At 58.6% G+C, this 24,570-nt stretch carries 19 protein-coding genes; 7 read left to right on the top strand and 12 right to left on the bottom strand.

What is annotated here, in order from left to right; all coding sequences use genetic code 11:
- Positions 1–57: 57 nt before the first annotated feature.
- Complete coding sequence (locus ACZ46I_RS13000) at positions 58–1,260, top strand: hypothetical protein (RefSeq protein ID WP_464281021.1); 1,203 nt, start codon at positions 58–60, stop codon at positions 1,258–1,260.
- Positions 1,261–1,293: 33 nt separating this feature from the next.
- Here ACZ46I_RS13000 and ACZ46I_RS12995 read toward each other — a convergent pair whose 3' ends face one another.
- The 8 genes from ACZ46I_RS12995 to ACZ46I_RS12960 form a co-directional block, all read right to left on the bottom strand.
- Entirely contained in the window at positions 1,294–2,844 is a 1,551-nt protein-coding gene (locus ACZ46I_RS12995) for a nitrite/sulfite reductase (RefSeq protein ID WP_464281020.1), read from the bottom strand.
- A gap of 437 nt (positions 2,845–3,281) precedes the next feature.
- On the bottom strand, positions 3,282–4,700 hold the full coding sequence (gene cysN / locus ACZ46I_RS12990; protein ID WP_464281858.1) for a sulfate adenylyltransferase subunit CysN: 1,419 nt from the start codon (positions 4,698–4,700) through the stop codon (positions 3,282–3,284).
- On the bottom strand, positions 4,697–5,608 hold the full coding sequence (gene cysD, locus ACZ46I_RS12985) for a sulfate adenylyltransferase subunit CysD (protein WP_013505579.1): 912 nt from the start codon (positions 5,606–5,608) through the stop codon (positions 4,697–4,699). The genes cysN and cysD overlap by 4 nt, the downstream gene beginning before the upstream one ends.
- Before the next feature lie 167 nt (positions 5,609–5,775).
- Entirely contained in the window at positions 5,776–6,498 is a 723-nt protein-coding gene (locus ACZ46I_RS12980; protein WP_226509068.1) for a phosphoadenylyl-sulfate reductase, read from the bottom strand.
- Positions 6,499–6,956: 458 nt separating this feature from the next.
- Positions 6,957–8,048, bottom strand: coding sequence for a sulfate/molybdate ABC transporter ATP-binding protein (locus tag ACZ46I_RS12975; RefSeq protein WP_013505577.1), 1,092 nt, complete (start codon positions 8,046–8,048; stop codon positions 6,957–6,959).
- 183 nt (positions 8,049–8,231) lie between these two features.
- The gene (cysW, locus tag ACZ46I_RS12970; RefSeq protein ID WP_013505576.1) at positions 8,232–9,101 is read right to left on the bottom strand and encodes a sulfate ABC transporter permease subunit CysW; all 870 of its coding nucleotides are present in this window, start codon (positions 9,099–9,101) and stop codon (positions 8,232–8,234) included.
- A gap of 195 nt (positions 9,102–9,296) precedes the next feature.
- Positions 9,297–10,127: a sulfate ABC transporter permease subunit CysT gene (cysT, locus tag ACZ46I_RS12965; RefSeq protein ID WP_013505575.1), complete on the bottom strand. Its 831-nt coding sequence runs from the start codon at positions 10,125–10,127 to the stop codon at positions 9,297–9,299.
- A 309-nt stretch (positions 10,128–10,436) separates the two neighbouring features.
- The gene (locus tag ACZ46I_RS12960; RefSeq protein WP_464281019.1) at positions 10,437–11,477 is read right to left on the bottom strand and encodes a sulfate ABC transporter substrate-binding protein; all 1,041 of its coding nucleotides are present in this window, start codon (positions 11,475–11,477) and stop codon (positions 10,437–10,439) included.
- A gap of 276 nt (positions 11,478–11,753) precedes the next feature.
- Here ACZ46I_RS12960 and ACZ46I_RS12955 point away from each other — a divergent pair, with 276 nt between their 5' ends.
- A complete protein-coding gene (locus ACZ46I_RS12955; RefSeq protein ID WP_464281018.1) occupies positions 11,754–13,202 on the top strand; it encodes an SDR family oxidoreductase in 1,449 nt (482 codons plus the stop codon).
- On the opposite strand, the gene ACZ46I_RS12950 is transcribed toward ACZ46I_RS12955, so the two are convergent.
- The 3 genes from ACZ46I_RS12950 to ACZ46I_RS12940 all read right to left on the bottom strand — a co-directional run bounded on the left by ACZ46I_RS12950 (position 13,150) and on the right by ACZ46I_RS12940 (position 15,694).
- Entirely contained in the window at positions 13,150–14,250 is a 1,101-nt protein-coding gene (locus tag ACZ46I_RS12950) for an AI-2E family transporter (protein ID WP_464281017.1), read from the bottom strand. The two genes, ACZ46I_RS12955 and ACZ46I_RS12950, sit on opposite strands and share 53 nt — an antisense overlap.
- A gap of 100 nt (positions 14,251–14,350) precedes the next feature.
- The gene (gene cysK / locus ACZ46I_RS12945) at positions 14,351–15,274 is read right to left on the bottom strand and encodes a cysteine synthase A (protein WP_226508743.1); all 924 of its coding nucleotides are present in this window, start codon (positions 15,272–15,274) and stop codon (positions 14,351–14,353) included.
- Positions 15,275–15,283: 9 nt separating this feature from the next.
- Positions 15,284–15,694, bottom strand: coding sequence for an RrF2 family transcriptional regulator (locus ACZ46I_RS12940; RefSeq protein ID WP_013505570.1), 411 nt, complete (start codon positions 15,692–15,694; stop codon positions 15,284–15,286).
- A 301-nt stretch (positions 15,695–15,995) separates the two neighbouring features.
- Between ACZ46I_RS12940 and ACZ46I_RS12935 the strand changes: the two genes are divergently transcribed.
- Both ACZ46I_RS12935 and ACZ46I_RS12930 read left to right on the top strand, forming a co-directional pair.
- Positions 15,996–17,138: an aminotransferase class V-fold PLP-dependent enzyme gene (locus tag ACZ46I_RS12935; RefSeq protein ID WP_226508744.1), complete on the top strand. Its 1,143-nt coding sequence runs from the start codon at positions 15,996–15,998 to the stop codon at positions 17,136–17,138.
- A 2-nt stretch (positions 17,139–17,140) separates the two neighbouring features.
- A complete protein-coding gene (locus ACZ46I_RS12930; protein WP_013505568.1) occupies positions 17,141–17,410 on the top strand; it encodes a GSU3529 family protein in 270 nt (89 codons plus the stop codon).
- A gap of 7 nt (positions 17,411–17,417) precedes the next feature.
- On the opposite strand, the gene ACZ46I_RS12925 is transcribed toward ACZ46I_RS12930, so the two are convergent.
- A complete protein-coding gene (locus ACZ46I_RS12925) occupies positions 17,418–17,762 on the bottom strand; it encodes a DUF2023 family protein (protein WP_013505567.1) in 345 nt (114 codons plus the stop codon).
- Between the two features lie 83 nt (positions 17,763–17,845).
- Between ACZ46I_RS12925 and ACZ46I_RS12920 the strand changes: the two genes are divergently transcribed.
- From ACZ46I_RS12920 to ACZ46I_RS12910, 3 genes are all read left to right on the top strand, one after another.
- Complete coding sequence (locus tag ACZ46I_RS12920; protein ID WP_464281016.1) at positions 17,846–19,510, top strand: ExeM/NucH family extracellular endonuclease; 1,665 nt, start codon at positions 17,846–17,848, stop codon at positions 19,508–19,510.
- A 165-nt stretch (positions 19,511–19,675) separates the two neighbouring features.
- Positions 19,676–22,402 carry a PAS domain S-box protein gene (locus tag ACZ46I_RS12915; RefSeq protein WP_464281015.1) on the top strand — a complete coding sequence of 909 codons (2,727 nt, stop codon included), beginning with the start codon at positions 19,676–19,678 and terminating at the stop codon, positions 22,400–22,402.
- A gap of 196 nt (positions 22,403–22,598) precedes the next feature.
- Positions 22,599–24,566, top strand: coding sequence for a response regulator (locus ACZ46I_RS12910; RefSeq protein ID WP_464281014.1), 1,968 nt, complete (start codon positions 22,599–22,601; stop codon positions 24,564–24,566).
- Positions 24,567–24,570: the final 4 nt, after the last annotated feature.

Raw genomic sequence — 24,570 nt, 5'->3', positions numbered from 1 at the left:
GCGCAGGATGCCCCGGAGGTGGACAAGGTGGTCGCTCTGAGGCTGGAGCGTGGTTCTTTGAGCTCATTCAGTATGAGCATGCGGGTTGAGGCGCCCGTGGAAGATGACGGAAGCTTTACCATGGCGCTTTCCACCGAGAGCGACTGGCTGCTGGTGCTCATCGACTCAAACAGGGAAGGCATGGAGCGATTTCTCGGCACGGTCAATGTGCCCCTCACTGAAGGTGAAGATGGTCTGATCGGCCTGCCCATCAGCGTGGTGGAGTCCGAGGCCATTGACCTGGGGGAAGTTTCCCTTGGTGATGACGAAGACGCAGTGGCCGAAGAAGCGGTGGACGACACGCACTTTGCCCTCAATGCCAGTCAGCTTCTGGCGCTGGCCAAAACCGATAACGTGTTTCGCAACGCCAAGAACATCGTGGCCAATTTCCATGTGGATGATGCAGGTGAAGAGACCTGGTACGCCATTCGCGCGGATTTCAGCTGGCAGGATACGACCCTCCTGAATGATAGTGAGTTTTCTCATCCAGCAGACCTGGAACGCGAGAGCAGCGAGTTTCAGATGGATACCAACAGCGAAACCCTCACCATACAACAAATTTGTGGGGAAGGCGTAGACAAGGTTCTGGTGGGACTCTTTCCCCCTGGTGAAGGCCCCGAGCTTACGAATTCAGATGAAGGACCCTGTGAAGTAGAAAATGGCGTTACAAACTACATAAGTGAGTACCTCTTTGCCGGCAGCAATCCAGAACATACTGACAAAACGCTCTCCTACGTTTTCAAGACGGACTCCGTGGGTGACCTGGATGCGGGCTACTGGGAGTGGAGGGAAGACGACGAAGTCAAAGCAGTCTTTGACCTTGGCATCGCCTCTCCCGTTACCGCCGAAGGCGAGCCGGCGGGTTTTGTGCCCTCCATCAAACTTGACTGGACAGAAGATGGTATCCTGGCGGCGGTGCTGTTCCAGTGGTACTACCATGATGGCACAGGCTATGTTCTGGTAGAAGATGAGTCCGAGCTGAGTATGCTCAGGCACGTGCTGGAAAAGGTGGAAGTCGGCTTCTATGAAATGGGTCATGGCACTGATACGGCGGAGAAAATCGATTTTGATCCGGCTGAGCAGTTCACGATCGCGCCAGATGAACCCAACTGGACCCGGCAAGAGGATGACGACCTGAAGCTCCTCGAGAAGATTCATATCTTCTACGAAAGTGGTGGCATAGGCCGAATATTTATCTTCAGAGTAATAGGCGAAGATTAAAGAGTAACGGGGCCGTTCAGGCCCCGTTATTTTTTATGAATATACTTCCTGCAGGTAATCGGGCAATGAAGGCTTCCCGGAAGCCCGGTACTTTTCGATCAGATCAATCACAAGCTCGCTGAGCTGATCGGCGGCTATCTTCTCATTGGTGCGCACGGCGAAGCGACTGCCATCGCCCTGCAGGCGGCCACCGTAGTGCAGCACAAAACCCTCTTTCAACTCCCCATCCACCTTCACCTTCCAGCCCACGAAGCCCAGATCCACCACATTGGGGTGGGAGCAGCCGTTGGGGCAGCCGCTGAGGCTGATGCTCAGAGGCTCCTTGAAATCGGGAAAGCGCGCCTGCAGCGCCTTGATCAGCTGCGCCTGGCGCTCTTTGGTTTCGCTGATGGCGAACTTGCAGAACTCAAGACCGGTGCAGGCAATGGCCCGGGCACTGAGGCTGTGGTCGGCGACGCTCAGGCCGGCGGCTTCCAGCTGCTGCGTTGCCCGGGCAACATGCTGCCTGGGCACGCGGGTCAGGATAAGGTTCTGCCAGCCGGTAAAGGCGATGGTGGCCGCTCCCGCTTCCCGGGCAATGCGGGCCACGGTGGCCAGGCCTTCGCCGGTGATGCGGCCGCTGACGATGGCCGTGCCAATATGCTGATATCCCGTTTCTTTGGCGTCTTCAATGCCCACATGCTGGCGCTGGCGGGGATCGGGAAGAGCGGGTGACGTGGCGGGCAGAAACTCCACACCGCTGCGCTCCTGCAGGGCCTGACGGAAGGCGTCGGCTCCCATGTCCTCCAGCAGGTGCCCCAAACGCGCGCGACCCCGATTATCCCGTTTGCCCTCCTCGCGGAAGAGGGCGGCGCAGGCAATGGCCACGGGCAGAATCTGCTGTGCGTCCACGCTGCCCAGGTTGGTGGCAAAGCGCTGATTGCTGCCCAGTCCACCACCCACATGCACTCCGAAGGCCACACGGCCACCTTGCAGCTGGTGGGCCGCAAAGCTGAGATCCTGTACTTCGTGTCCCGTACAGAAACGGCCACAGGCACTGATACCCATTTTGAATTTGCGGGGCAGGTTACTGAACTCATGGTTGCCCTGGAAGTAGCGGTCAACCTCCCGCACCAGGCCACTCACATCCAGCAGCTCATCGTGGGCGTGCCCCGCCACCGGACAGGTGACAATGCTGCGGGGGCAGTCACCGGAAGCGTTCTGGGTGGTGAGCCCCGCCGCCTGCAGGCGGTCGAGCACTGTGCACACATTGGCAAACTCAATCCAGTGCAGCTGAATGGTCTGCCGCACGGTGATATCCGCCGTATTGCGGGCAAACTCGCGGGAGATACCGGCAATGGTCTCCACCTGCTCAATGGTCAGGTTGCCCGTGGGCACCTTGACCCGCATCATGAAGAACTGCCTGCCCTCCGGCGAGCTGTGCTGGTTGTGGGTGTACATGCCGTACCACTTCAGGCGGTCAATGGTGTCGGCATCCACCGGCTCCCCGGACTGGCAGTAGTGTCTGATGTCGTCCATGATATCCAGACCATCCTTTTCGCGTTTGAGGCGCTCGACGCGCTGGGCCTTGGTTTCTTTTTCCATTATGTGCTCCATAATTCAGAGAGTATTGCCACTTTTTCCCCGCAAAAAGTGGCGCAAAAGCGGCCCCCAGTGCTTGCAGATTTTCTGCCGTCAGCTTGTCTGGAACTGGGGCCGCAAACAACCGTCATCCCTGACTGAGTTTGCGGTCGCCGCCTTCGTGGCGGCGACCCTGCGGGCTGCCAGCGTTCCAGTCGGCGCTGCCTGGCAGAAGCAAGCACACGGGGGAGAGGCAAAATACAACCCCCTGAGCCCGTCCGGTGAGTGTGAAGCCTGGCTGGCAAGACCCGTACGGGACACCTGCAGGAAGCAGGTGGTCCGGCAGAGCTGCAGGGATGCAGCTTCTGCCGGATCTCCAGTCCAGGCAAACAAACGAACCGGATAAACGGGCGTTCGGGGGGCGGCTTTTTGGCTCCTTTTTGGCCGGTCAAAAAGGAGCATTAAATTGCGTAATCCCCGCCTCCGGCCAAGATATCCTTCGCCTCCCAGTGCGGGTAGTAGCGGCGCACCAGGGCGTTGAATTCCAGTTCAAAGGCGCTGTAGCGTGGCCCTTCGCCTTCGGCACTGGCCATGATCATTCCGGCTCCCACGGTGTTGTTGCTCAGGCGGTCGATGACGATAAAGCTGCCGGTGGCGCGATTGCGTTCGTAAGGGTCGAAAGCCAGGGGGCTGGCGGTGGTCAGGCGCGCCTGGCCGATTTCGTTCAGTTCCAGCTGGCTGGTGGGCACTTTGTCCAGTGTATTGACATCCTGGCGGAAGTACAAGGGGCCAAAGACCCCGCTGGTGACGGTGGTTCCCCGCTTGATCAGGTAGCTGCGGCCAGTTTCCAGGGGTGATTCGTGCATCCACACCAGCTGCACCCGCAGGCTGTCGGCGACGGATGGTTCTTCGCCGCTGACGATGAGGTTGCCCCGTGAGATGTCGATCTCATCGCTGAGGGTGATGGTCACGGCCATGGGGGCGCTGGCTTCTTCCAGCTGCCCGTCATAGGTGACGATGGAGGCGACGGTGCTGGTTTTGCGCGAAGGCAGTACGGTAATGGGATCACCCACCCGGATGCTGCCCGAGGCTATGGTGCCGGCAAATCCGCGAAAGCTGGAGTCGGGGCGGTTGACATACTGCACCGGCAGGCGAAAGGCTGCGTCAGTGTCAGCCGCGCCGATTTCCACTTCCTCCAGGTGCTGCAGCAGGGTCTTGCCACTGTACCAGGGCGTGTGGCAGCTTTTCTCCACCACATTGTCCCCATTGAGCGCCGAGATGGGAATGCAGGTGATCTGTTCCAGCTTGAGCTGGGCGGCAAACTCCCGGTACTGGGCGGCGATCTCTTCGAAGCGCACGCGGCTGAAGCGCACCAGGTCCATTTTGTTGATGGCCACCACCACATTGCGGATGCCCAGCAGGCTGACGATGAAGCTGTGGCGGCGGGTCTGCACCTGGACACCGTGGCGGGCGTCGATGAGGATAATGGCCAGATCAGCCGTGGAAGCTCCCGTCGCCATGTTGCGGGTGTACTGCTCGTGGCCGGGGGTATCGGCGATGATGAACTTGCGCTTGTCGGTGGTGAAGTAGCGGTAGGCGACATCGATGGTGATGCCCTGCTCCCGCTCGCTCTGCAGGCCATCCACCAGCAGGGCCAGGTCCGGGGCCTCGCCGGTGGTGCCCGACTTGAGAGAGTCGCGGGCCACGGCCTGCAGCTGGTCCTCAAAGATGGTCTTGGAATCGTGCAGCAGGCGCCCGATCAGGGTGCTCTTGCCGTCATCCACGCTGCCGCAGGTGATAAAGCGCAGCAGATCCTTGTTCTCGTGCTCCTTCAGGTAGGCTTCAATGTCTTTTTCCAGCAGGCTGTTGGTGCTCATCAGAAGTACCCCTCAATCTTTTTCTTTTCCATGGAAGCGCTCTGATCGCTGTCGATCAGGCGTCCCTGACGTTCACTGGTGCGGCTGAGCAGCATTTCCTGAATAATCTGCGGCAATGTGGTGGCATGGGAGGGCACGGCCCCGGTCAGGGGATAGCAGCCCAGAGTGCGGAAGCGCACCTGCTCCATCACCGGTTTTTCGCCTGATGCCAGGGGCAGACGCTCGTCATCCACCATGATGCGTACGCCATCGCGCATCACCACGGGGCGCTCCTTGGCGAAATAGAGGTCGACGATGGGTATGTTTTCCAGGTGGATGTACTGCCACACGTCCAGCTCGGTCCAGTTGGAGAGGGGGAAGACGCGGATGCTTTCACCCCGGTGTACCCGGCCATTGTAGATATTCCACAGCTCCGGACGCTGGTTCTTGGGGTCCCAGCGGTGAAAGCGATCGCGAAAGGAGTAGATGCGCTCCTTGGCCCGCGACTTCTCCTCATCGCGGCGCGCCCCGCCGAATACCGCGTCAAAGCGGTACTGGTTCAGCACCTGCTTGAGCCCTTCGGTCTTCATCACGTCGGTATGCACCTGGGAACCGTGGGTAAAGGGGCTGATACCGGCGTTCACGCCATCCTGGTTCACATGAACGATGAGATCCATGCCCAGCTCCGCCGCGCGGCGATCGCGGAACTCGATCATCTCGCGGAACTTCCAGGTAGTGTCCACGTGAACCAGGGGGAAGGGCGGGCGGGCCGGATAAAACGCCTTCATGGCCAGGTGCAGCATGACCGACGAGTCCTTGCCGATGGAGTAGAGCATGGCCGGATTTTCGAACTCGGCCACCACCTCCCGCATGATGTGGATGGATTCGGCCTCCAGGGCTTTGAGATGGGTGAAGGATTTTGTATGGGGCATAAAAGGCTCCTTTAAATGACAGTTTTTTACGGGAAAAGGCCATTAACTCTCGCAAAGACGCCAAGTCGCAAAGGAAGAAAACAGCGCGGAATTGTTTTGTCTTTCTCTGCGAGCTCTGCGCCTTGAGTGAGCGCAGCGAACGGGCGAGAGATGCTGCTTTTGGGCTGTTACCGGTGCAGGCCGCACTCCTTGTGCTCTGGCTGTTCCCACCACCAGCGGCCAGCGCGGATGTCTTCACCGGGTTTGACGGCCCGGGTGCAGGGAGCGCAGCCGATGCTGGGGTAGCCTTCGCGGTGCAGTGCGTTGACGGGTACCTGATGTTCCCGGAGGTACTCCCACACCTGCTCCTCACTCCAGTGGAGCAGGGGATTGTATTTGAAGAGCCCGTGGCTTTCGTCCCACTCCACCAGTTCCATGGCGGTGCGGGTGACGGACTGCTCGGCGCGCAGTCCGGTAATCCAGATATCCAGGCCACTGAGAGCCCGCTTCAGGGGTTCAAGCTTGCGGATGCGGCAACACTGACGACGGTTTTCCACGCTGTCGTAAAATCCGTTTATGCCATGCTCCCTGACATAGGTCTCCACCTCTGTCGCCGCAGGAAAGTAGACCTGCAGATCGACACCCATTTCGTTTCGCGTGCGGTCAATGAGATCGTAGGTCTGCTGGTGGAGGCGGCCAGTGTCCAGGGTGAAAACCCGCGCCTGGGGGGAGATGCTTTTGAGCATGTGGGTGAGCACCTGATCCTCGGCCCCCATACTGGATGCCAGGGCCACGCGGGAGCCGAATTGCTCCAGCACATGCTTCAGGGCGGCTGGGGTATCAAGGGATTGAAGTTGCTGGTTCAGTTCGGTTGGGGTCATGGTGTTTTCCTTTTTATCCGTGTTGACGATTCGAGTTTTCAGCGGGGAAAATTATTTGTAAGTATTCTCGGTGTGTTGGCAGTCGCACCAGTATTCCTCCCAGAGACGCTCACTTTCGTCCGTGGCTCGAGTCTCTGCCGCTCGCCATCCAGGCTCGCTCTCGGAACACTGGCGCTCCTGCTGAGAAATCGAAAAATAACCGTGAATGATTACGCTCTGAACTCACTTTATTCGCAGCAATTCCAGCGGGGAATTTGCGTTGCCAGCAAGGTCTGAAGTGCAGGCCAACAAGCAAGGTCGCAAAAAAATGTTCAGCTGCTAGGCGTGCGAAGCGCTCTGAACTCACTTTATTCGCAGCAATTCCAGCGGGGAATTTGCGTTGCCAGCAAGGCGGCAAGGAGTGAAGCGACGCAGGCGTATGCCTTGATACGTTGAGGAGCTTCCGACGCGGCCAACGCCGCTGGCGCGGAAATTCACCCTGGAAGAAGTTAAATGACATAGTCACCCCACACCCCCTCCTTGGCATACACCTGCGCATTGCGCAGGTGCACAAACACCCGGTCTCCCACCACTGGTTTGATGATGCGCCAGGCTTCACGGCCCATGTGGGCTTCCACCAGTCGTCCGCTGTGCAGGGTCTGCAGCTCCAGCCGCACGACGGGGCCTACGGAGCGCAGGTAGGTGATGCGCGCTTCGATGCCGGTGTGGTCCGGGTTCTGCAGGGTGATTTCCACGTCGTGGGGCCGCACATAGACGGCGGCTTCGTCGTCCTGCGCCCGTGCGTTTTCCATATCGGTGGGGCCGATGTCGGCCTGTTCCACTTCCAGGTGGCCCGAGCGCACCCGGCCATGGAAGAGGTTTACATTGCCCAGGAACTGGTAAACAAAAGGGTTGGCGGGGTTTTCGTATACGGCGTCGGGGCTGCCTTCCTGCTCCACCTTCCCCTGGTTCATGACCACAATGCGGTCGGCGACTTCCAGGGCCTCTTCCTGATCGTGGGTGACGAAGATGCTGGTGAGGTGAATTTCATCGTGGAGGCGGCGCAGCCAGCTGCGCAGTTCGGCCCGCACCTTGGCGTCCAGGGCGCCAAAGGGCTCATCCAGCAGCAGTACACGGGGTTCCACCGCCAGGGCGCGGGCCAGGGCGATGCGCTGGCGCTGTCCACCGGACAGCTGGGCTGGATAGCGGTCGGCAGTGGAGCCAAGCTGTACCAGATCCAGCAGCTCCATGACTTTCTTGCGGATCGTGGCCTTGTCGGGGCGTTCGTGGCGCGGTTTGACCTTGAGGCCGTAGGCGACGTTCTCGAAGACACTCATGTGCTTGAAGAGGGCGTAGTGCTGGAAGACAAAGCCCACACCCCGCTGGCTGACGTGCTGGTTGGTCTGATCCTGACCGAAAAACTCTATCTGGCCGCTGTCGGGCAGTTCCAGGCCGGCAATGATGCGCAGCAGGGTGGTCTTGCCGGAACCCGATGGTCCCAGCAGGGCTGTCAGCTGGCCTTCGGGCAGTTCCAGGCTCAGGTTGTCGAGAGCCACAAAGTCATGGAATTTTTTGGAAATGCTGGTGACGCGTATGCTCATGGTTCTGTCCCTGCGATGTTGAAGTTGATCAACGGTAACTCTTCACGGTGTAATGGCCCTCGCGCCAGCATTCCTCCCAGAGACACTCCCTTTCGTCCATGGCTCGAGTCTCTGCCGCTCGCCATCCAGGCTCGCTCTCGGAACACTGGCGCGAGGGCTGAAGAATCGTTGGTTGCGTTGAACTCAGTTTGCATGACTCTCCCTCCACTCCACGAAGCTCTTAATGGCGATGGTTACCAGCGCCAGCCCGGTCAACAGGGAGGATACGGCGAAGGCGGCGGTGAACATGTATTCGTTGTAGAGCACTTCGATATGCAGGGGCATGGTGTTGGTTTCGCCCCGGATCCGTCCCGAGACGATGGCCACGGCGCCGAATTCCCCCATGGCGCGCGCGTTACAGAGGATGATGCCGTAGATGAGTCCCCACTTGATGTTGGGCAGGGTCACGTGCCAGAAGGTTTTCCAGCCTCCGGCCCCCAGAATGAGGGAGGCCTCTTCTTCCTGCTTGCCTTGCTGCTGCATCAGGGGGATGAGTTCACGGGCCACAAAGGGCAGGGTGCCGAAGGCGATGACGATGACGATGCCTGGCACGGCGTAGATGATGCGCAGGTCGTGGGCGCTGAGCCAGCTGCCAAGCCAGCCCTGTGAGCCGAAGAGGATGACAAAGATCAGGCCCACCACCACGGGTGAAATGGCAAAGGGCAGGTCGAGGATGGAGATCAGCAGGGGCTTGCCGCGAAACTCGAACTTGGCGATGGCCCAGGCAATGGCGACTCCGAAGACCACATTGACGGGGACGACGATGAGAACCACGGTCAGGGTCAAGCGGATGGCGTGCAGGGCGTCGGGTTCGGTGATGGAGGCGTACCAGACACCCAGGCCCTGCTCAAAGGCGCTGTAGAGCACTACCACCAGGGGCAGCACCAGGAAAAACGCCAGAAAGCCCAGCGCCACGGCAATCAGGCTGCGCCGCACCCAGGCGGGCTCTTCCGTGGCCCGCTTCCAGCGGGCGGCGGGGTCTATGGGGATATGGGTGGGTGTGAGTGTGGTCATTATTTCGCCTTTCACTGTGGTCTAGGTATTGTGTGGCTGTTGTGCAGGAGCACTCCCGCCAGTGTTCCTTCCAGAGACATTCACTTTCGTCCGTGGCTCAAGTCTCTGCCGCTCGCCATCCAGGCTCGCTCTCGGAACACTGGCGTTCCTGCTGATAGCAGGCAGCACCGCAGATGAGCCTTCTTCAGCAAACGGTCAGTGGCCGAAGCGCCGACTGGCCCACCACTGCAACCCATTAATCACCACCAGCATCACAAAGGCCGCCAGTAACATGACCGTGCCAATGGCGGCAGCGCCGTTATAGTCGTACTGCTCGGTCTTGGCCACAATCAGCAGGGGCGTGATCTCGGTGGCATAGGGCAGGTTGCCGGAGATAAAGACCACCGAACCGTACTCTCCCAGGGCGCGGGCAAAGGCCAGGGCAAAGCCGGTGAGCAGCGCGGGCAGCAGGGCGGGGAAAATCACCCGCAGGATGGTTGTGGTACGGGAGGCTCCCAGAGCGGCTGAGGCCTCTTCCAGCTCCGCTTCAAAGTCTTCCAGTACCGGCTGCACGGTGCGCACCACAAAGGGCAGGCCGATGTAGGTCAGGGCTACCACCACGCCAAGCTGGGTATAGGCCACCCGGATGCCCCAGATTTCCAGGTACTGCCCCACCCAGCCGGTGCCGGAGTAGAGGGTCACCAGGGCGATGCCCGCCACGGCGGTGGGCAGGGCAAAGGGCAGGTCGATGAGGGCATCCACGATGCGCTTGCCGGGAAAGGAGTAACGCACCAGCACCCAGGCCACCAGGGCACCAAAGACCAGGTTGATGGAGGCACCGGCCAGGGATGCCCCGAAGGAGAGCTTGTAGGATGCCACTACCTGGGGGTGACTCACGGCCCGCCAGAACTCCTCCCAGCTCATCATGCTCGTGTAGAGCAGCAGTCCACCCACCGGGATAAAGAAGATAAAGGTCAGGTAGAGCAGGGAGAATCCCATGGTCAGGTTGAAACCGGGCAGTATGCTGGGTTGTCGGAAGCGTTTCATGGGGTAATTTTCCTTTAGTTGTACCTATTTATGGTGTATTGGCACTCGCGCCAGCATTCCTCCCAGAGACGCTCGCTTTCGTCCGAGGACCTACGTCTCTGCCGCTCGCTATCCGGGCTCGCTCTCGGAACACTGGCGCTCCTGCTGGAAAATCCGGTGGCCGTGAAAATTACTTCAAAAGCCAGCAGGCAATTGAAAAATGCTCAGGTGCAAGGCGCTCGCGGAGTGAGGAATGAAGCGTACTCCCTGTACGTTGCAATGACGAGCGACTGCGAGCAACGCCGCAGATGGGGGTTTTTCAGAAGCCTGCTAGCGGCGACGATTGCGGGCGATCTTCTCCTGGATTTCATCAAATATTCCACCATCGCTGAAGTGGGTCTCCTGGGCGTTCTGCCAGCCGTTGAACATCTCATCTATGGTAAAGAAGTTTACGGCCGGGAAGCGGTCGGCAAATTCGGCTGCTATCTTGGTGTTGGAGGGGCGGTAGGAGTGCTTGCCCGCCAACCGCTGGGCTTCGTCGCTATACAGCTCTTTCAGATAGGCTTCTGCCACGGTGCGGGTTCCCTTGCGATCCACATTGCGATCCACCACAGTTACCGGAGGTTCAGCCAGAATGCTGACCGAAGGCACCACGATTTCGAATTGACCGCGACCCAGCTGCTCCACAGACAGGAATGCTTCATTTTCCCAGGCTATGAACACATCGCCGATGCGACGCTGGACAAAGGTGTTGGTGGCGCCGCGGGCCGCTGGATCAAGCACCGGAACATTGGCAAAGAGCTTTTCCATGAATTCCCGCGCCTTCTCCTGGCTGCCATATTTTTTCTCGGCAAAGCCCCAGGCCGCCAGATAGTTCCAGCGGGCACCACCGGAGGTTTTGGGGTTGGGGGTAATCACCTGCACGTCGTCACGAATCAGGTCGTCCCAATCCTGAATGTTCTTGGGATTACCGGCGCGTACCAGCAGCACAATGGTGGAAGTGTAAGGGGATGAGTTGCCTGGCAGGCGTTCCTGCCAGTTCTGGGGAATCAGGTTGCCGCGCTGGCGCAGGGCATCCACATCATAGGCCAGGGCCAGGGTCACCACATCGGCGTCCAGCCCGTTGATGACCGCCTGGGCCTGGGAGCCGGAGCCACCGTGGGACTGGCGTACATTTATGCGCTGCCCGGTCTGCTTCTGCCAAAGGTCGATAAAGTGCTGGTTGTACTCACGGTAGAACTCCCGGGTTGGGTCGTAAGAAACATTGAGGATGGAAAGTGACTGAGCCTGAACCGGTGAGGCTCCCAGGATGGCGATAAATATAATGAGGCCAGAAAGGGCCAGGGCAGAGAAATGTCGTATGCGTTGCATGGAAGACTCCTTTTGTGAATTGAATATATCAAGGCAATGAACGGTGTTGTTCATCATGCGCTCTAACGTCAACAGAGGAATCGTCCGGCAAAATATGTCATGGGTAACTCCGATGTGGGGAATTGGAGCGCAGTATAGAGTGGAGAAAAATAAAGTCAAGTAAATTGATTGAAATAATAGTGAATACCTGCGGCTTCATGGGGCAAGGTGCTCAGATTCCCTGTTATCAGCGCTTTGGTTCATGCTATGCTGTCGGCAGAAAGATCGGGGGTGGCCATGCGAGTTTTGTTGACGGGTGCCAATGGGTATATCGGGCGGCGGCTGAAACGCTGGTTGCAGGCGCAGCACTCTGGTTCGCTGCGTTTGATGGTGCGGCACCGGGCTTCCATTTCCCAGGATGCTCTGGATGACTGCGAGGTGGTGGAGGGCGACGTGCTGAAGCCCCAGACGCTGACTTCTGCGCTGCAGGGTGTGGATGTTGCTTACTATCTGGTGCATTCCCTGGCAGCCGGAGAACACTTCAAAGAGCTTGATCGGCAGGGGGCGGAGAATTTTCGTGCTGCTGCGATTGCGGCGGGGGTCAGGCGAATCATTTACCTTGGAGGATTGGGAGACAAGGATCAGGCCAGTGAGCATCTGGTAAGCCGCATAGAGACCGGGGAGATTCTTTCCAGCTGCCCTGACGATGTACAGACCCTGTGGTTTCGTGCCGGGGTGATTATCGGTTCCGGTTCCACCAGCTTTGAAATTGTCCGTAACCTGGTGCAGAAGCTGCCGGTGCTGGTGACGCCACGCTGGGTCAGTACAAAAGCTCAGCCCATTGCGGTGGACGATGTGATTGCTTTCTTAGGGCAGGCGGCCAGCCTGGAGGTGGCGGGTAACCGCGTGATTGATATCGGCAGCGAAGTGATGAGTTATGGAGAGATGATGCTGGCCACCGCCCGGGTCATGGGACTCAGGCGCTTCCTGATTCCCGTTCCCCTGTTGACGCCACGCCTTTCTTCCTACTGGCTGGCATTGTTTACACCAGTGCCCTATCCGGTGGCCCGCGCCCTCATCGATGGATTGGGTTCCGAGGTGCTGGTGCGCAATGATGAGGCCAGCCGGCTTTTTGCCAGCGTGCCTCTTTCCTATGAAGAGGCGGTGCGCCGCGCTATTGGCGAAATAGAGCGTGATCAGGTTGTCAGCCGCTGGTCCGATGCCTGGGGCCGTGCGCCGGAGGCTTCCATGGTGGAAGGCATTGCCCATGCGGTCTTTGTGGATCGACGCGTGCGCCAGCTGGGAAGCTGCACTCCGGGGCAGGTCTTTGCTTCCTTCACCACAGTAGGTGGTGAAACCGGTTGGTTTCGTTTCAGCTGGCTGTGGGGATTGCGGGGGCTGATTGACAAGGTGCTGGGAGGCGTGGGCCTGCGGCGTGGGCGTCGCCAGATGTGCGATCTGCGGGTGGGCGACTGCCTGGACTTCTGGAAGGTGGTGGATCTGCAGGAAAATCGGCGCCTGTTGTTGATGGCCCAGATGAAGGTTCCCGGAAAAGCGTGGCTGGAGTTCGTGGTGGATGACGGGCAGTTGCTGCAGACGGCCTACTTCTATCCCAGCGGCCTGTGGGGGCGGCTCTACTGGTATCTGATGGTGCCCGCCCACTTCTTTGTCTTCAATGATCTGGCGAATCAGATCATGAAGCGGGCGGCGACTCTTCCTGGGCCAGTTCCTCCTGCTCCTGAATGACTTCCTTGTTGGGCCAGGCACCGATAATGGACTGGATAAGCGTCGCCAGGGGTATGGCGAAGAATATCCCCCAGAAACCCCACAGGCCGCCGAAGACAAGAATCGAGGTGACGATGGCGATGGGGTGCAGGTTGACCACTTCGGAGAAGAGGATGGGCACGAGGATATTGCCGTCAAAAAACTGGATAATGGCATAGGCGATCATCAGGTAGGCGAACTGTGAGGTAAAGCCCCACTGCACATAGGCGATAAAGGCGATGGGGATCGTCACCACCGTGGCGCCCACGTAGGGGATCAGCACAGAGACGCCCACCAGCATGGCCAGCAGCAGGGCAAAGTCCAGCCCCATGATGGCAAAGGTGGCGTAGCTGATAGCCCAGACTATGATGATTTCCATGGCCTTGCCGCGCACATAGCTGGCGATCTTGATATTGACCTCGGACCACACCAGATTCATGAGGGGCCGATTCTCCGGCAGGAAGCTGCTGAACCACTGGATCAGGTGCTCCTTGTCCTTCAGGAAGAAGAAGACCATAAGGGGCACGAGGATCAGGTAGACCAGGAAGGCGATGATGCTGGTGACAGAAGCCAGTGACCAGGAGAGAATCTGCTGGCTGAACTTCCCCACTTCGCTGGTCATGACGTTGATATAGTTGCGCACCTGCTGCTGGCTGATAAACTCGGGATACATCTCGGGCAGGCGCATCAGCGCCTGTTGTCCCATGTTAATCATCAGCGGCATTTCGCGGGCCAGCTGGGTGAGCTGGCGGGCAATCATGGGGACGATGGCAAAGAGCAGGAACAGGAAAGCGCCCATGAACACCACGAAGACCAGGATGGCCGCAGGGGTATGGGGAATTCCCAGCCGGCACAGCTTCTGCACCAGTCCATCCAGCAGGTAGGCAATGATGATGGCTGCGAAAAAGGGCATGAGTATATTGCCCATGAAGATCACGACACTGAAGCCGATAATCAGGGCAATGGCCAGTATGGCTACCTGGGGGTTGGAAAAGTGATCATCATACCAGTCGCGCAGAATGCGTAGCATGGGTCCCTCTCTCGGAATGAGCGTACAGCATCAATGTAGCATAACGGCCAGGGGGCAAAAAGCGATATCACCGGTAAGTGCAGAAATTTCCGGGTGAATGTCAATCAAATACGTTGGCGCTGAGATAGCGCTCCCCGGTATCGGTGAGCATGGTCACGATGACCTTGCCGGCATTTTCTGGGCGGTGGGCAACCTGGAGGGCAGCATGGACATTGGCACCCGAAGAGATTCCCACCAGTACACCTTCGAGACTGGCCAGCTGGCGGGTCATGGCAAGAGCGTCTTCATCGCTGACGCTGATGACCTCATCGATCAGGCTCATGTCCATCACCTTGGGGATGAAGCCGGCACCAAGACCCTGAAGTTTGTGGGCGCCGGGTTTGCCACCCTGCAGGACAGCTGAGCCCTGGGGCTCAACGGCAACGATCCGGACATCCGGCTTGCGGGCTTTCAGCACATCGGCCACGCCGGAAATGGTTCCGCCAGTGCCGACACCGCACACGAAGATATCGACCTTGCCCTCGGTGTCGCGCCAGATTTCCTCGGCAGTTGTGGCGCGGTGAACCTTGGGGTTAGCCTTGTTGTTGAACTGCTGGAGCACGATAGCGTCGGGAATTTCCCGACTGAGCTCCATGGCGCGATCCACTGCCCCTTTCATTCCCAGTTCAGAGGGGGTCAGTTCCAGGGAGGCTCCCAGGGCGCGCAGCAGTTTCTGCCGCTCCAGACTCATGGAGTCAGGCATGGTGAGGATCAGCTTCAGCCCCATGGAGGCGCAGATGCTGGCCAGGGCGATGCCCGTATTGCCGCTGGTAGGCTCGATGATAGTCGTTCGGCTGCTTTTGATCATGCCGCTGGCAATGGCGGCATCAATCATACTGTAGCCGATGCGATCCTTGACAGAAGCGGTGGGATTGAGGAATTCGCATTTGCCCAGAACCATGGCGCTGGCGGCACCATCGACACGGTTGAGTTTCAGCAGGGGAGTATTGCCTATCAATTCTGTAATATTATAGTGAATTTTCACGGCCACCCCCTAGATGTAGTACATGGTGTTGGATTCCATTTTTTCGCTCAGATCCACCAGATCAGCCAGGGTCTGTCCGAACACCTCCTGGATTTTCCGACGGATGTCGTCCCAGAAGAATTCCAGAGCCTTGTTGTCCACATCGTAACGATTGGCGCACAGCTCACCCTCCAGGGCCTCGAGAATCTGATAGATGGTGATATCCTTGGGCTCCATGGCCAGGCGATATCCGCCCCCGGCTCCGCGGGTACTTTCCACAAAGCCATTCTTTTTCAGCTGTACCAGCAGCTGCTCCAGGTAATTCTGGGGGATGCCGCCGTTTTTGGCGATATCCCGTATCTGGATAAGCTTGTCAGCATGCTGCGCCAGGTAAAGCATAGCCGCCAGCCCATAGGCTCCCTTGGATGAAACACACGCCATTATTTCCCCCTGGTTCAGTGTCTTAGCAGGCTGCTGAAAAATCCCCATCTGCGGCTTGCCCGCCATCGCCCGTTGCGACAGTACAGGCAGTGCTCGCCACTCCTTGCTCTGCGGGCGCCTTACACCTGTGGGTTTTCCATTGCCACAGGCGAAAACGAGAATCTCTGCTGGCTGACGTTATAAAGTAAAGTAAATCAATAGGCAAGTTTTGCTTTCGCTTTTGTCAATCGCCATACAATCTGATAGAGTGGGGATCGGTAATCCCGACCCCGGAACTTGACTTTCCCTTGAGGAGGCCCCTGTGACCGTCTATCTGGACTGCAACGCCACCACCCCCCTGGAGCCCAGGGTGCAGAGCGTTATTCAGCGCTATATGGAGGAAGAATACGGAAACGCGGCCAGTCCGGTGCACCAGTATGGCGAAGGCGCCCGCATGGCTGTGGAAACAGGCCGGACACAGGTGGCGCGGGTGGTTGGGGCGCGACGCGATGAGGTTATTTTCACCAGCGGTGCCACGGAGGCCAATAACCTGGCTGTACTGGGACTCGCCGACTATGGCCTTGCGACGGGCAGGCGCCACCTGGTGACCACGGCGCTGGAGCATAAGTCGGTGCTGGAGCCCATGGAGTATCTGGCATCGCGGGGATTCTCTCTTACCATTCTCCCCGCAGATTCCAGCGGACGGGTGAGCGCCCAAAACGCAGCTGCGGCGTTGCGCCCTGACACTCTGCTGGTCTCTGTCATGCAAGTCAACAATGAGACGGGAATCCGTCAACCCGTTGAAGAAATTGCCACTGTACTGGAGGGCCATGACGCCTTTTTCCACGTGGACGCTGCCCAGGGTTTTGGCAAAGAGCTGGTGAGCCTGCAGCACCCACGTATCGACATGATCAGCGCCAGTGCCCATAAAATATTTGGCCCCAAGGGAGTTGGAGCCCTGATTGCCCGCAGGCGCGGGGGGAGTTGTCCGCCGCTGCAACCCCTGCAGTTTGGAGGTGGCCAGGAACAGGGCCTGCGCCCTGGAACCCTGGCGGTTCCCCTGATCGCCGGATTCGGAACGGCCGCCAGCATGGCTGTACGCCAGGAACAACAGCGCCACTCTGCCTGTGAAGCATTTCGCCGTCAGGTTCTCGCGGGCTTGCAGGGGCTTACGTACCACATAAATGGCGACCCGCAGTACTGCTTGCCCCACACGCTGAATATCTCCCTGCCCGGCGTTCCCACCATGGAAGCTGTCCGGGTCGTCAAGGAGCATATCGCCATTTCCAGCGGTTCGGCCTGTACCGCCCATACGGCAGAGCCGAGCCACGTGCTGCACGCCATGGGGCTTTCGGAAAAGCGAGTCGCCACGGCCATTCGCCTGGCCTGGTGTCACCTGACACCGCCCGTGGACTGGCCGTCGGTGGTGCAGCAGTGGAAGCAAGTAATGAACAAAGGAGAGTGACGATGAGTGTGTTTGAAGATTTGCGCGCAGCTCTGCAACGCCGTTCTGATGCGGGGGAGTTTCCCGATTTTCTCTATGGACCGGTGAAGTCCATTGCCGAGAGTCCCGATACCTATGGCGACCGGGAAGAGATCGTGGAAACCCTGCTGATGCAGGTGGACGAATATGAAACCTACGCCGAGAGCGGCTGTTGCAAAACCGCCTTTGATTCCGAAGACATCAAGGTAACCCTGAAGCGATTGGGCTATCCGGGGCCGGTGGGCTCCCGGTAGTCCGGAGTCAGCCCGTCAGTTCCTGTACCGCCTGGGCCTTGGCGCTGCGGGTGATATATCGTTCGCACTGCTTTTTACGGTCGTAACCGAGCATGATGCCCAGCATGAAGTCCTCTTCAAGGGTGAAGTGGTTGAGGCTCTGCTTGCCGATCAGGCGCAGCACCTGGATGCAGGAAGGATCACCGAAAAAGATGTTTATCTTTCCCGGAGCCTGGTCGTAGATGAGGTAGTCGATGCCGTGGTGCTCCAGTTTTTTGATGACCAATGAGCGGTGGGTAGCTGGCGCGGTATGAAGAATCAGGTTGCGCAGGCCCTTTTTGAATTCGTATATATGGTGATGGAATACCTGCATATGGCCCTCCCGTGATTGAGTGTGGCGGTACTGTACGGAAAAGCGGTAAAGTTTGCAATAAATTTATTAGGCGCGGTGAATTCATGCGGATTTCTGTGATATGGGGTGCCATCCTTGCGCTGTTCCTGAACGCATTCGCTTCGGCGTGCCCGCTTCCTTCCACCGCATCCCTGGCGGAGGTAAAGGCGCAGTCGGAGCAAACCATCAACCGCAGTGTGCGGGTTGATGGTGTCGTCAGCGGGGTGTTCACCGGTCGTGACCAGCTGGGTGGATTTTATCTGCAGCAACCATCAGCCCGCAAAGGCCAGCTGCCTGCGGGCATCTTTGTCTATGCGCCGCGCCTCAGCGGTGATCAGCAGCAGCTGCTCCGGCGCGGTGCGCATATCCAGCTGCAGGCCACGGTCAGCCGCTTCCGGGGGAATATACAGCTGACTGAGCCGCAGCAGCTGCAATCCTGCGGAATGGTGGAACTGGTGCCTGTCCCCTTTGCCCTGCCCCTTCCTGCCGCGCAGCGCGCCGACTATACGGATCTGCTGGTGCATATCCCCGGCCCCCTGACCGTCACCAGTAATTTTGATCTGCTGCGCTATGGCAGCCTCCTGCTCTCCAGCGAGGGTCGCCTGATTCGTCCCACGCAGCATTTTGCAATTGATGAGGACGCCAACCACCATCGCAGTATCATACTGGATGATGGCAGTTACCGCGCCTATCCTGACCCTGTCCCCTATCTGGATGCCCTGGGCACACGCCGGGTGGGGACGACGCTGCCCGAAGGGGTGAAGGGAATACTGACCCACGCCTTTGATGAATATCGTCTGCATCCGGTGCAGGAACCACAGTTCCGTGATGATAATCCGCGTCCGGCCCCTCCTTCGCCCCCCGAACCTGGACATTTGCGGGTGGCGACCTTCAACATGGAAAACTACTTTGTCACTCCGGGGCGGCGCGGCGCCTCGAACCAGCGTGAACTGCAGCGGCAGCGCTCCAGGCTGCTGGCAGCGTTCCACGGTCTTGATGCCGATGTGGTTGCCCTGATGGAGATGGAGAACCATCCCCGTGCGCTGCAGGACTGGCAGCAGTGGGTGAGCCGTACGCAATCCGATTCACGGGAGTATAGGGTGATCGCGGGGCCCGATCCCGGCAGCGATGCCATTCAGGTGGTGCTGGTCTATGACCGCAAGCGCCTTGAACTGATGGGGGTCGACTCCCTTGTTGACGGAGTTTTTCAGCGTCATCCCGTTGTGGGTCACTTTCGCGACAGAGGAAGTGATCAGCGTTTCAGCGTCATCGGGGTGCACTTCAAGTCCAAGACCCGCTGTCCTGCCGAAGGCGATGTGGATCTGGGGCAGGGGTGCTGGAATCTCCAGCGAACGCAGCAGGCCCGCGTGCTGTTGCAGCAGCTGGGCAGTCCGGCAGAGTCCCGCTTTCTGATTGCCGGCGATCTGAATGCCTATGGTCGGGAAGATCCGGTGCGCCTGCTGCAGGAGGCGGGCATGGTCAACAGCCTGGGGGCGTTTGACAGGCAGACACAAAACTATACCTATATTTTTTTTGGTCAGTCAGGCACACTGGACTATATTTTCAGGAGTTCTGCACTGAACGATCTGGCGCGGGGAGGCGGCATCTGGCATATCAACGCCGATGAACCACCCTTCCTCTCCTATCAGAATCCGCAGCACAGTCGCAGCGATGAGCCCTGGCGCTCTTCCGACCACGACCCGGTGTGGGCGGATTTCGCCTTTGATTAATGCCTGAACGCGTCCTGTCGCCTTGGCTGCCTTCCAGCAGGGCATTCAGGTTGGCGCCGACAATCTGTTGTTTCGGGAGTGCGAAACGTGAATACCCTGCTCTCCAGGTGTGCCATAAGGCATGTGCTCGCCGCCTTTTGTCTCATACTGCTCTGGTCTTGGCCTGTGGCAGCGGAAAAGGACTTTGACGCGGAGCTGTTCCAGGGCCATACCGTTGTCATGCTTCTGATTGACGCCGACAGCGGTGAAATCCTGGACGCGAACCGCGCCGCTGTGAACTTCTATGGCTACAGCCGCGACCAGCTGCGGCGCATGAATATCCAGCAGATCAACACCCTCAGTGCCGAGGAAGTTCGCCAGGAACGCAAGCTGGCTGCCAGTGAGCGGCGCAGCTACTTCTTTTTCCGCCACCGCCTGGCCAGCGCAGAGGTGCGCACCGTGGAGGTGCACTCTTCACCCGTGGTAATGGACGGGCGCACGGTGCTTTTCTCTGTTATTCACGACGCCTCGCGGCGCACCGATGTGCTTGAGGAGCTGGCCCGGAGTGAAGTGCGCCTGCGCCATGCAGAGCAGGTGGCTGGTTTTGGCTACTGGACCCTGGATATGGAGCGCATGGAGTATCGCTTTTCCCATGGAGCCGCCACGCTGCTTGGGCTTGACGAGCGCGAAGTCTGGCCCTTCACGGTCATCCAGGCCATGATCCTGCCCCGGTATCACGGTGTCATGGAGCAGGCGCGCCGGGATCTGATGGAGCGTGGCATTGACTACGATGTGAGCTTTGAACTGCAGCGTCCCGATGGCACAGTTATGCATATTCGCTCCTATGGCCAGTATGATCCGGAAAACCAGAGTTTTTTCGGCGTGGCCCATGATATCACCGACTACCAGCTGGCAACCCGGACCGTTCATCGCCAGTGGACGCTCATTGTCAGTGCCACTGCCGCGGTGGCAGTCGCTCAGCTCTTTATCATCGCGCTGCTGATTCGCCTGCGACGCAACCGCCGCCGTGCCCGCCTGGCACTGCAGGAACGCGAATCCAAGCTCTCAGCCCTGATCAACTCCATCCAGGATCTCATCTTCGTCTTCGATAATCGCGGCCGTATCGTGGAGTACCACGCGCCCAACTCGGCCCGGCTGTTGATGCCGCCTGAAGCCTTTCTGGGAAAGAGTTATCGGGACGTCATGCCCTCCGGGATCGTTGCCAAGGTTGAGCAGGCCATGAAGAAACTCAGCGATGATGGCCTGCCGGCTTTTATTGAGTACTCCCTGGAGGCGGAGGATGGCACGCGCTTTTTCAGCGCCCTGGTCAGCCCCATGCAGCATCCGCAGCTGGGCCGGGGTGGATTCATGGCCATGGTACGGGATGTCACCGATCGCGAAATAGCCCTGCAGCAGCTGCGTCGGCAGGAACAGCAGTACCGCGCCCTGGTGGAAAACACGCCCGATCTTATTCAGCGCTTTGACCAGCAGTGTCGCTTTCTCTACGTGAACTCAGCCGTGGAGTACGCCTTTGGACGTCCGGCCGACGATTATGTGGGGAAAACCATGGGCCAGATGGACTATTCCGTGGAGTTACGTGAGCTGCTGGAAGATGCGATCATGGAAGTCTTTCGTCTGGGTACCCCGGTGAATGTCGAATTCAGCCGCTTTGGAATAGCCGGCCTGCAGTACTTTGAGTGCCGCATTACGCCGGAGCTGGACATGGCCTGCCAGTTGCTGCCCGGCGACCAGACCCTGTGTTTTGACTCGGTACTGGCCGTCAGTCGGGATATCACCGAGCGCAAGGAGGTGGAGACCGATCTGCTCCGGGCCCACAACTTCTACCTGTCCATCCTGGATAATTTCCCCACCATGGTATGGCGGGCCGATGCCAGCGGCCATTTTGATTACTTCAACAGCACCTGGCTTGCGTTTGTGCCCGCCGGAACGACCCTTCAGAATGGCGCCACCATGGAGCAGACCATACATCCCCACGATATAGAGGAGTACCAGCGCAGCTACTGGCAGGCGTTTACCGTTCGCACGGACTTCAAGCTGGAGTATCGCATGCTGCACCGCAGTGGCGAGTACCGGCATATTCTGGACGTTGGCCGTCCCCTCTATGACCTCAACGGGAATTTCGTGGGCTATATTGGTACCTGCTATGATATAACAGAGCGCATACGCTCCCATGAGGAGTTGCAGGAAAAGGACCGGATGCTGCTGGCCCAGTCCCGCCAGGCCGCCATGGGGGAGATGATCGGCAATATCGCCCACCAGTGGCGCCAGCCCCTGACCTCCCTGATGACGACCATTGAGGAGATCCAGGACGCCCGTGACTTCGGGCAGCTCAGCGATGAGTACTTTGACCAGCTGGCGGCCAAGGCGACGGAAGCCATCGAGTACATGTCCCGTACCATCGACGACTTCCGCAACTTCTTCAAACCCGACCGCGAAAAGGTGGCCTTCTGTCCCTACGAGGTGCTTCAGCGCTCCCTCAGTATGGTGGAAGCCAGTTTCGCCAACCATAATATACAGATACGAATGGACCACCATGAAGAAGGCACGGCGTGCAGTACCTCCGGCTATCCCAACGAGTACGCCCAGGTTCTGCTGAATATTCTGAATAACGCCAAGGATGTGCTGCTGGAGCGAAAGGTTGCTGAGCCCCTGATCGTGGTTACGGTTGCCGGAAGCAACGGAAGATGTGTGTTGAGCATAGAGGACAATGGCGGTGGCATCCGGGCAGAGCCCATGGAAAAGGTTTTCGAACCCTACTTCACCACCAAGGCACCGGGGCAGGGCACCGGTATCGGCCTCTATATGGCCAAGGAGATCATCGAGAAGAGCATGGACGGAACCCTGCGGGTGGAGAATACCGCCTGCGGAGCGCGCTTTACCATTACCATATAGCCGCTTGCCCCGAGCCCTTCAAAGGAGCTGGCCATTCACGGCCACCCAGCGGTTTTTCAGCAGGAGCGCCAGTGTTCCGCGAGCGAGCCCGATGGCGAGCGGCAGAGACTCGAACCACGGGCGAAAGTGAGCGTCTCTGGGAGGAAGGCTGGCGCGAGTGCCGTTACCCCGTGAAGAGTTACCAAAGGAGAATGACATGGAAAATCGTGAAGCCTGGCTGACGAAGCTCAACGTCCTCTACGTGGAAGATGAGACCGTAGTGCGCGAGAACGTCTCCCAGTTTCTGCAGCGCCGTTTTAGGAATGTCTATACCGCGGAAAATGGTCAGGAGGGGCTCAACCTCTACAAGGTCAAGCGCCCCCACATCGTCATCACCGACGTGAAGATGCCCGTGATGGATGGCCTGGAAATGACCCGCCAGATCCGCAAGGTCAACCCCGACGCCCAGGTTATTGTCACCACCGCCCACAGCGAAACCGAGCTGCTGATCAAGGCCATTGATGTGGGCGTCAGCCAGTTTGTCATCAAGCCCATCACCCGCCAGAAGCTTTTTGAGGCCATCGGGCGCACCCTGCACACTATCCTGCTGCAGGAGAAGGACGACTATCAGACTAAGCTGATGCAGAAGATCATCGACAGTCAGGACAATATGATCATCGTGGCTGGGGAGAAGGGCATTATTGCCGCCAATCAGGCCGCGCTTTCGTTTTTCCGCTACGGCAGCCTCAAGGAGTTCGCCCAGGAGCATGCCAGCATCCGGGACTTCCTGCTGGAAGAGGACGGCTGCTTCTTCCCCCGTACCGCCAACTGGCACCAGGAAGTGCACGGAGCGTGCAAGGTCAGGATACAGGATCGTCGCACCCGTGAGGATCGCTATTTCGTGCTGCGCATGAACAGCTTCCCCTATGGGGAGAACTTTTTTATCATGACCATGACCGATATGACCGACATCGAGCAGCAGAACAAGGAACTGGAGCGCCTGGCCACCACCGATCCCCTCACCGGGCTGCACAATCGCGCCAAATGCACCTATCTGCTGGGACGGGAAATCCAGGTCGCCAAGCGCTATAAAACCTCTTTGTCCATGGTTATGCTGGCCATCGATTACCGCGAAGACCTGGAAAACACCATGGGCCGCGAAAGCTCCGACGAGGTGCTGCTGGAACTGACGGGACTGATCCAGAAAAATATCCGTGGCTTTGATCTCCTGGGCCGCTGGGATGAGGAAGAGCTGGTGATCATCGCCCCCAACAGCACCCTCACCGTCGTCCAGAACCTGTGCCACCGCCTGCGCGAGATAATCGCCAGGCACCGCTTCCCCTTTGTGGAGGACATCACCTGCAGCTATGGCATCGCTCAGATGGGCTCCGATGAAGACGCCGCTTCCCTCAGCCGCAAGGTCTTCGATGCCCTGGATACTGCCCGTGCCCATGCCCGGAACACCATCGTCAGCGCTCCCTCCATGGAAGTGGTCAGCTCCGACCTGGAAGCCCTGAAAGAAAATGAAATGATTATTCGCAGCTTCGACCTGGTCAAGGCCAAAAATCAGGAAGTGACCTTTTTCAACCTCTTCAAGGGCATGTCCATTTCCGGCAGCGCGCGGGTCAGCCTGGTATCGGAAAATGAAGTGGAATTTGCCCTGCCCCAGAAGCAGTTTCTGGCGGTCATTTCGGAAAAGCGGGCCTTCATCGAGAGCGATTTTTTCGCCAAGCCTGTTCAGGCGCGGGTCAAGCGCTTTAACAAAGACGAGAGCCGCGTGATCCTGCGCGACTTCTCCTTTGAGGAAAACAGTGCCAAAAAGCGGCAGTATGTGCGGGTGCAGGTGCCGGATCGGGTGCGCCTGAGCCTGGAATACGATGGGAAGACGCTGCAGGAGAGGATATTCGATATCTCCCTGGCGGCCCTGGCCTTCTACACCTCCCAGACCGAATGGCTGCGTGAAGGCATGGATGCCAGCGTCAGGGTGCAGCTCCACCGCGCCACAGATGGCCAGGAGAGCCAGATTTCCACCAAAGGGCGCATTTACCGCATCGAAGGCGAAGGCAAGATCAGCAAAGTGGTGGTCATGCTCCAGTCCGACACCCAGAGCCGTGAAACCCTGAAGGAATACATTGCCCAGCGCCAGATAGAAATTGTCCGCGAGTTGAACAATTCCATCGTCTGAAGAG

The organism is Desulfurispirillum alkaliphilum, from assembly GCF_055378285.1.
The sequence above is the reverse complement of the archived record's forward strand: the minus strand, read 5'-3'. Positions and strand labels throughout refer to the sequence as shown.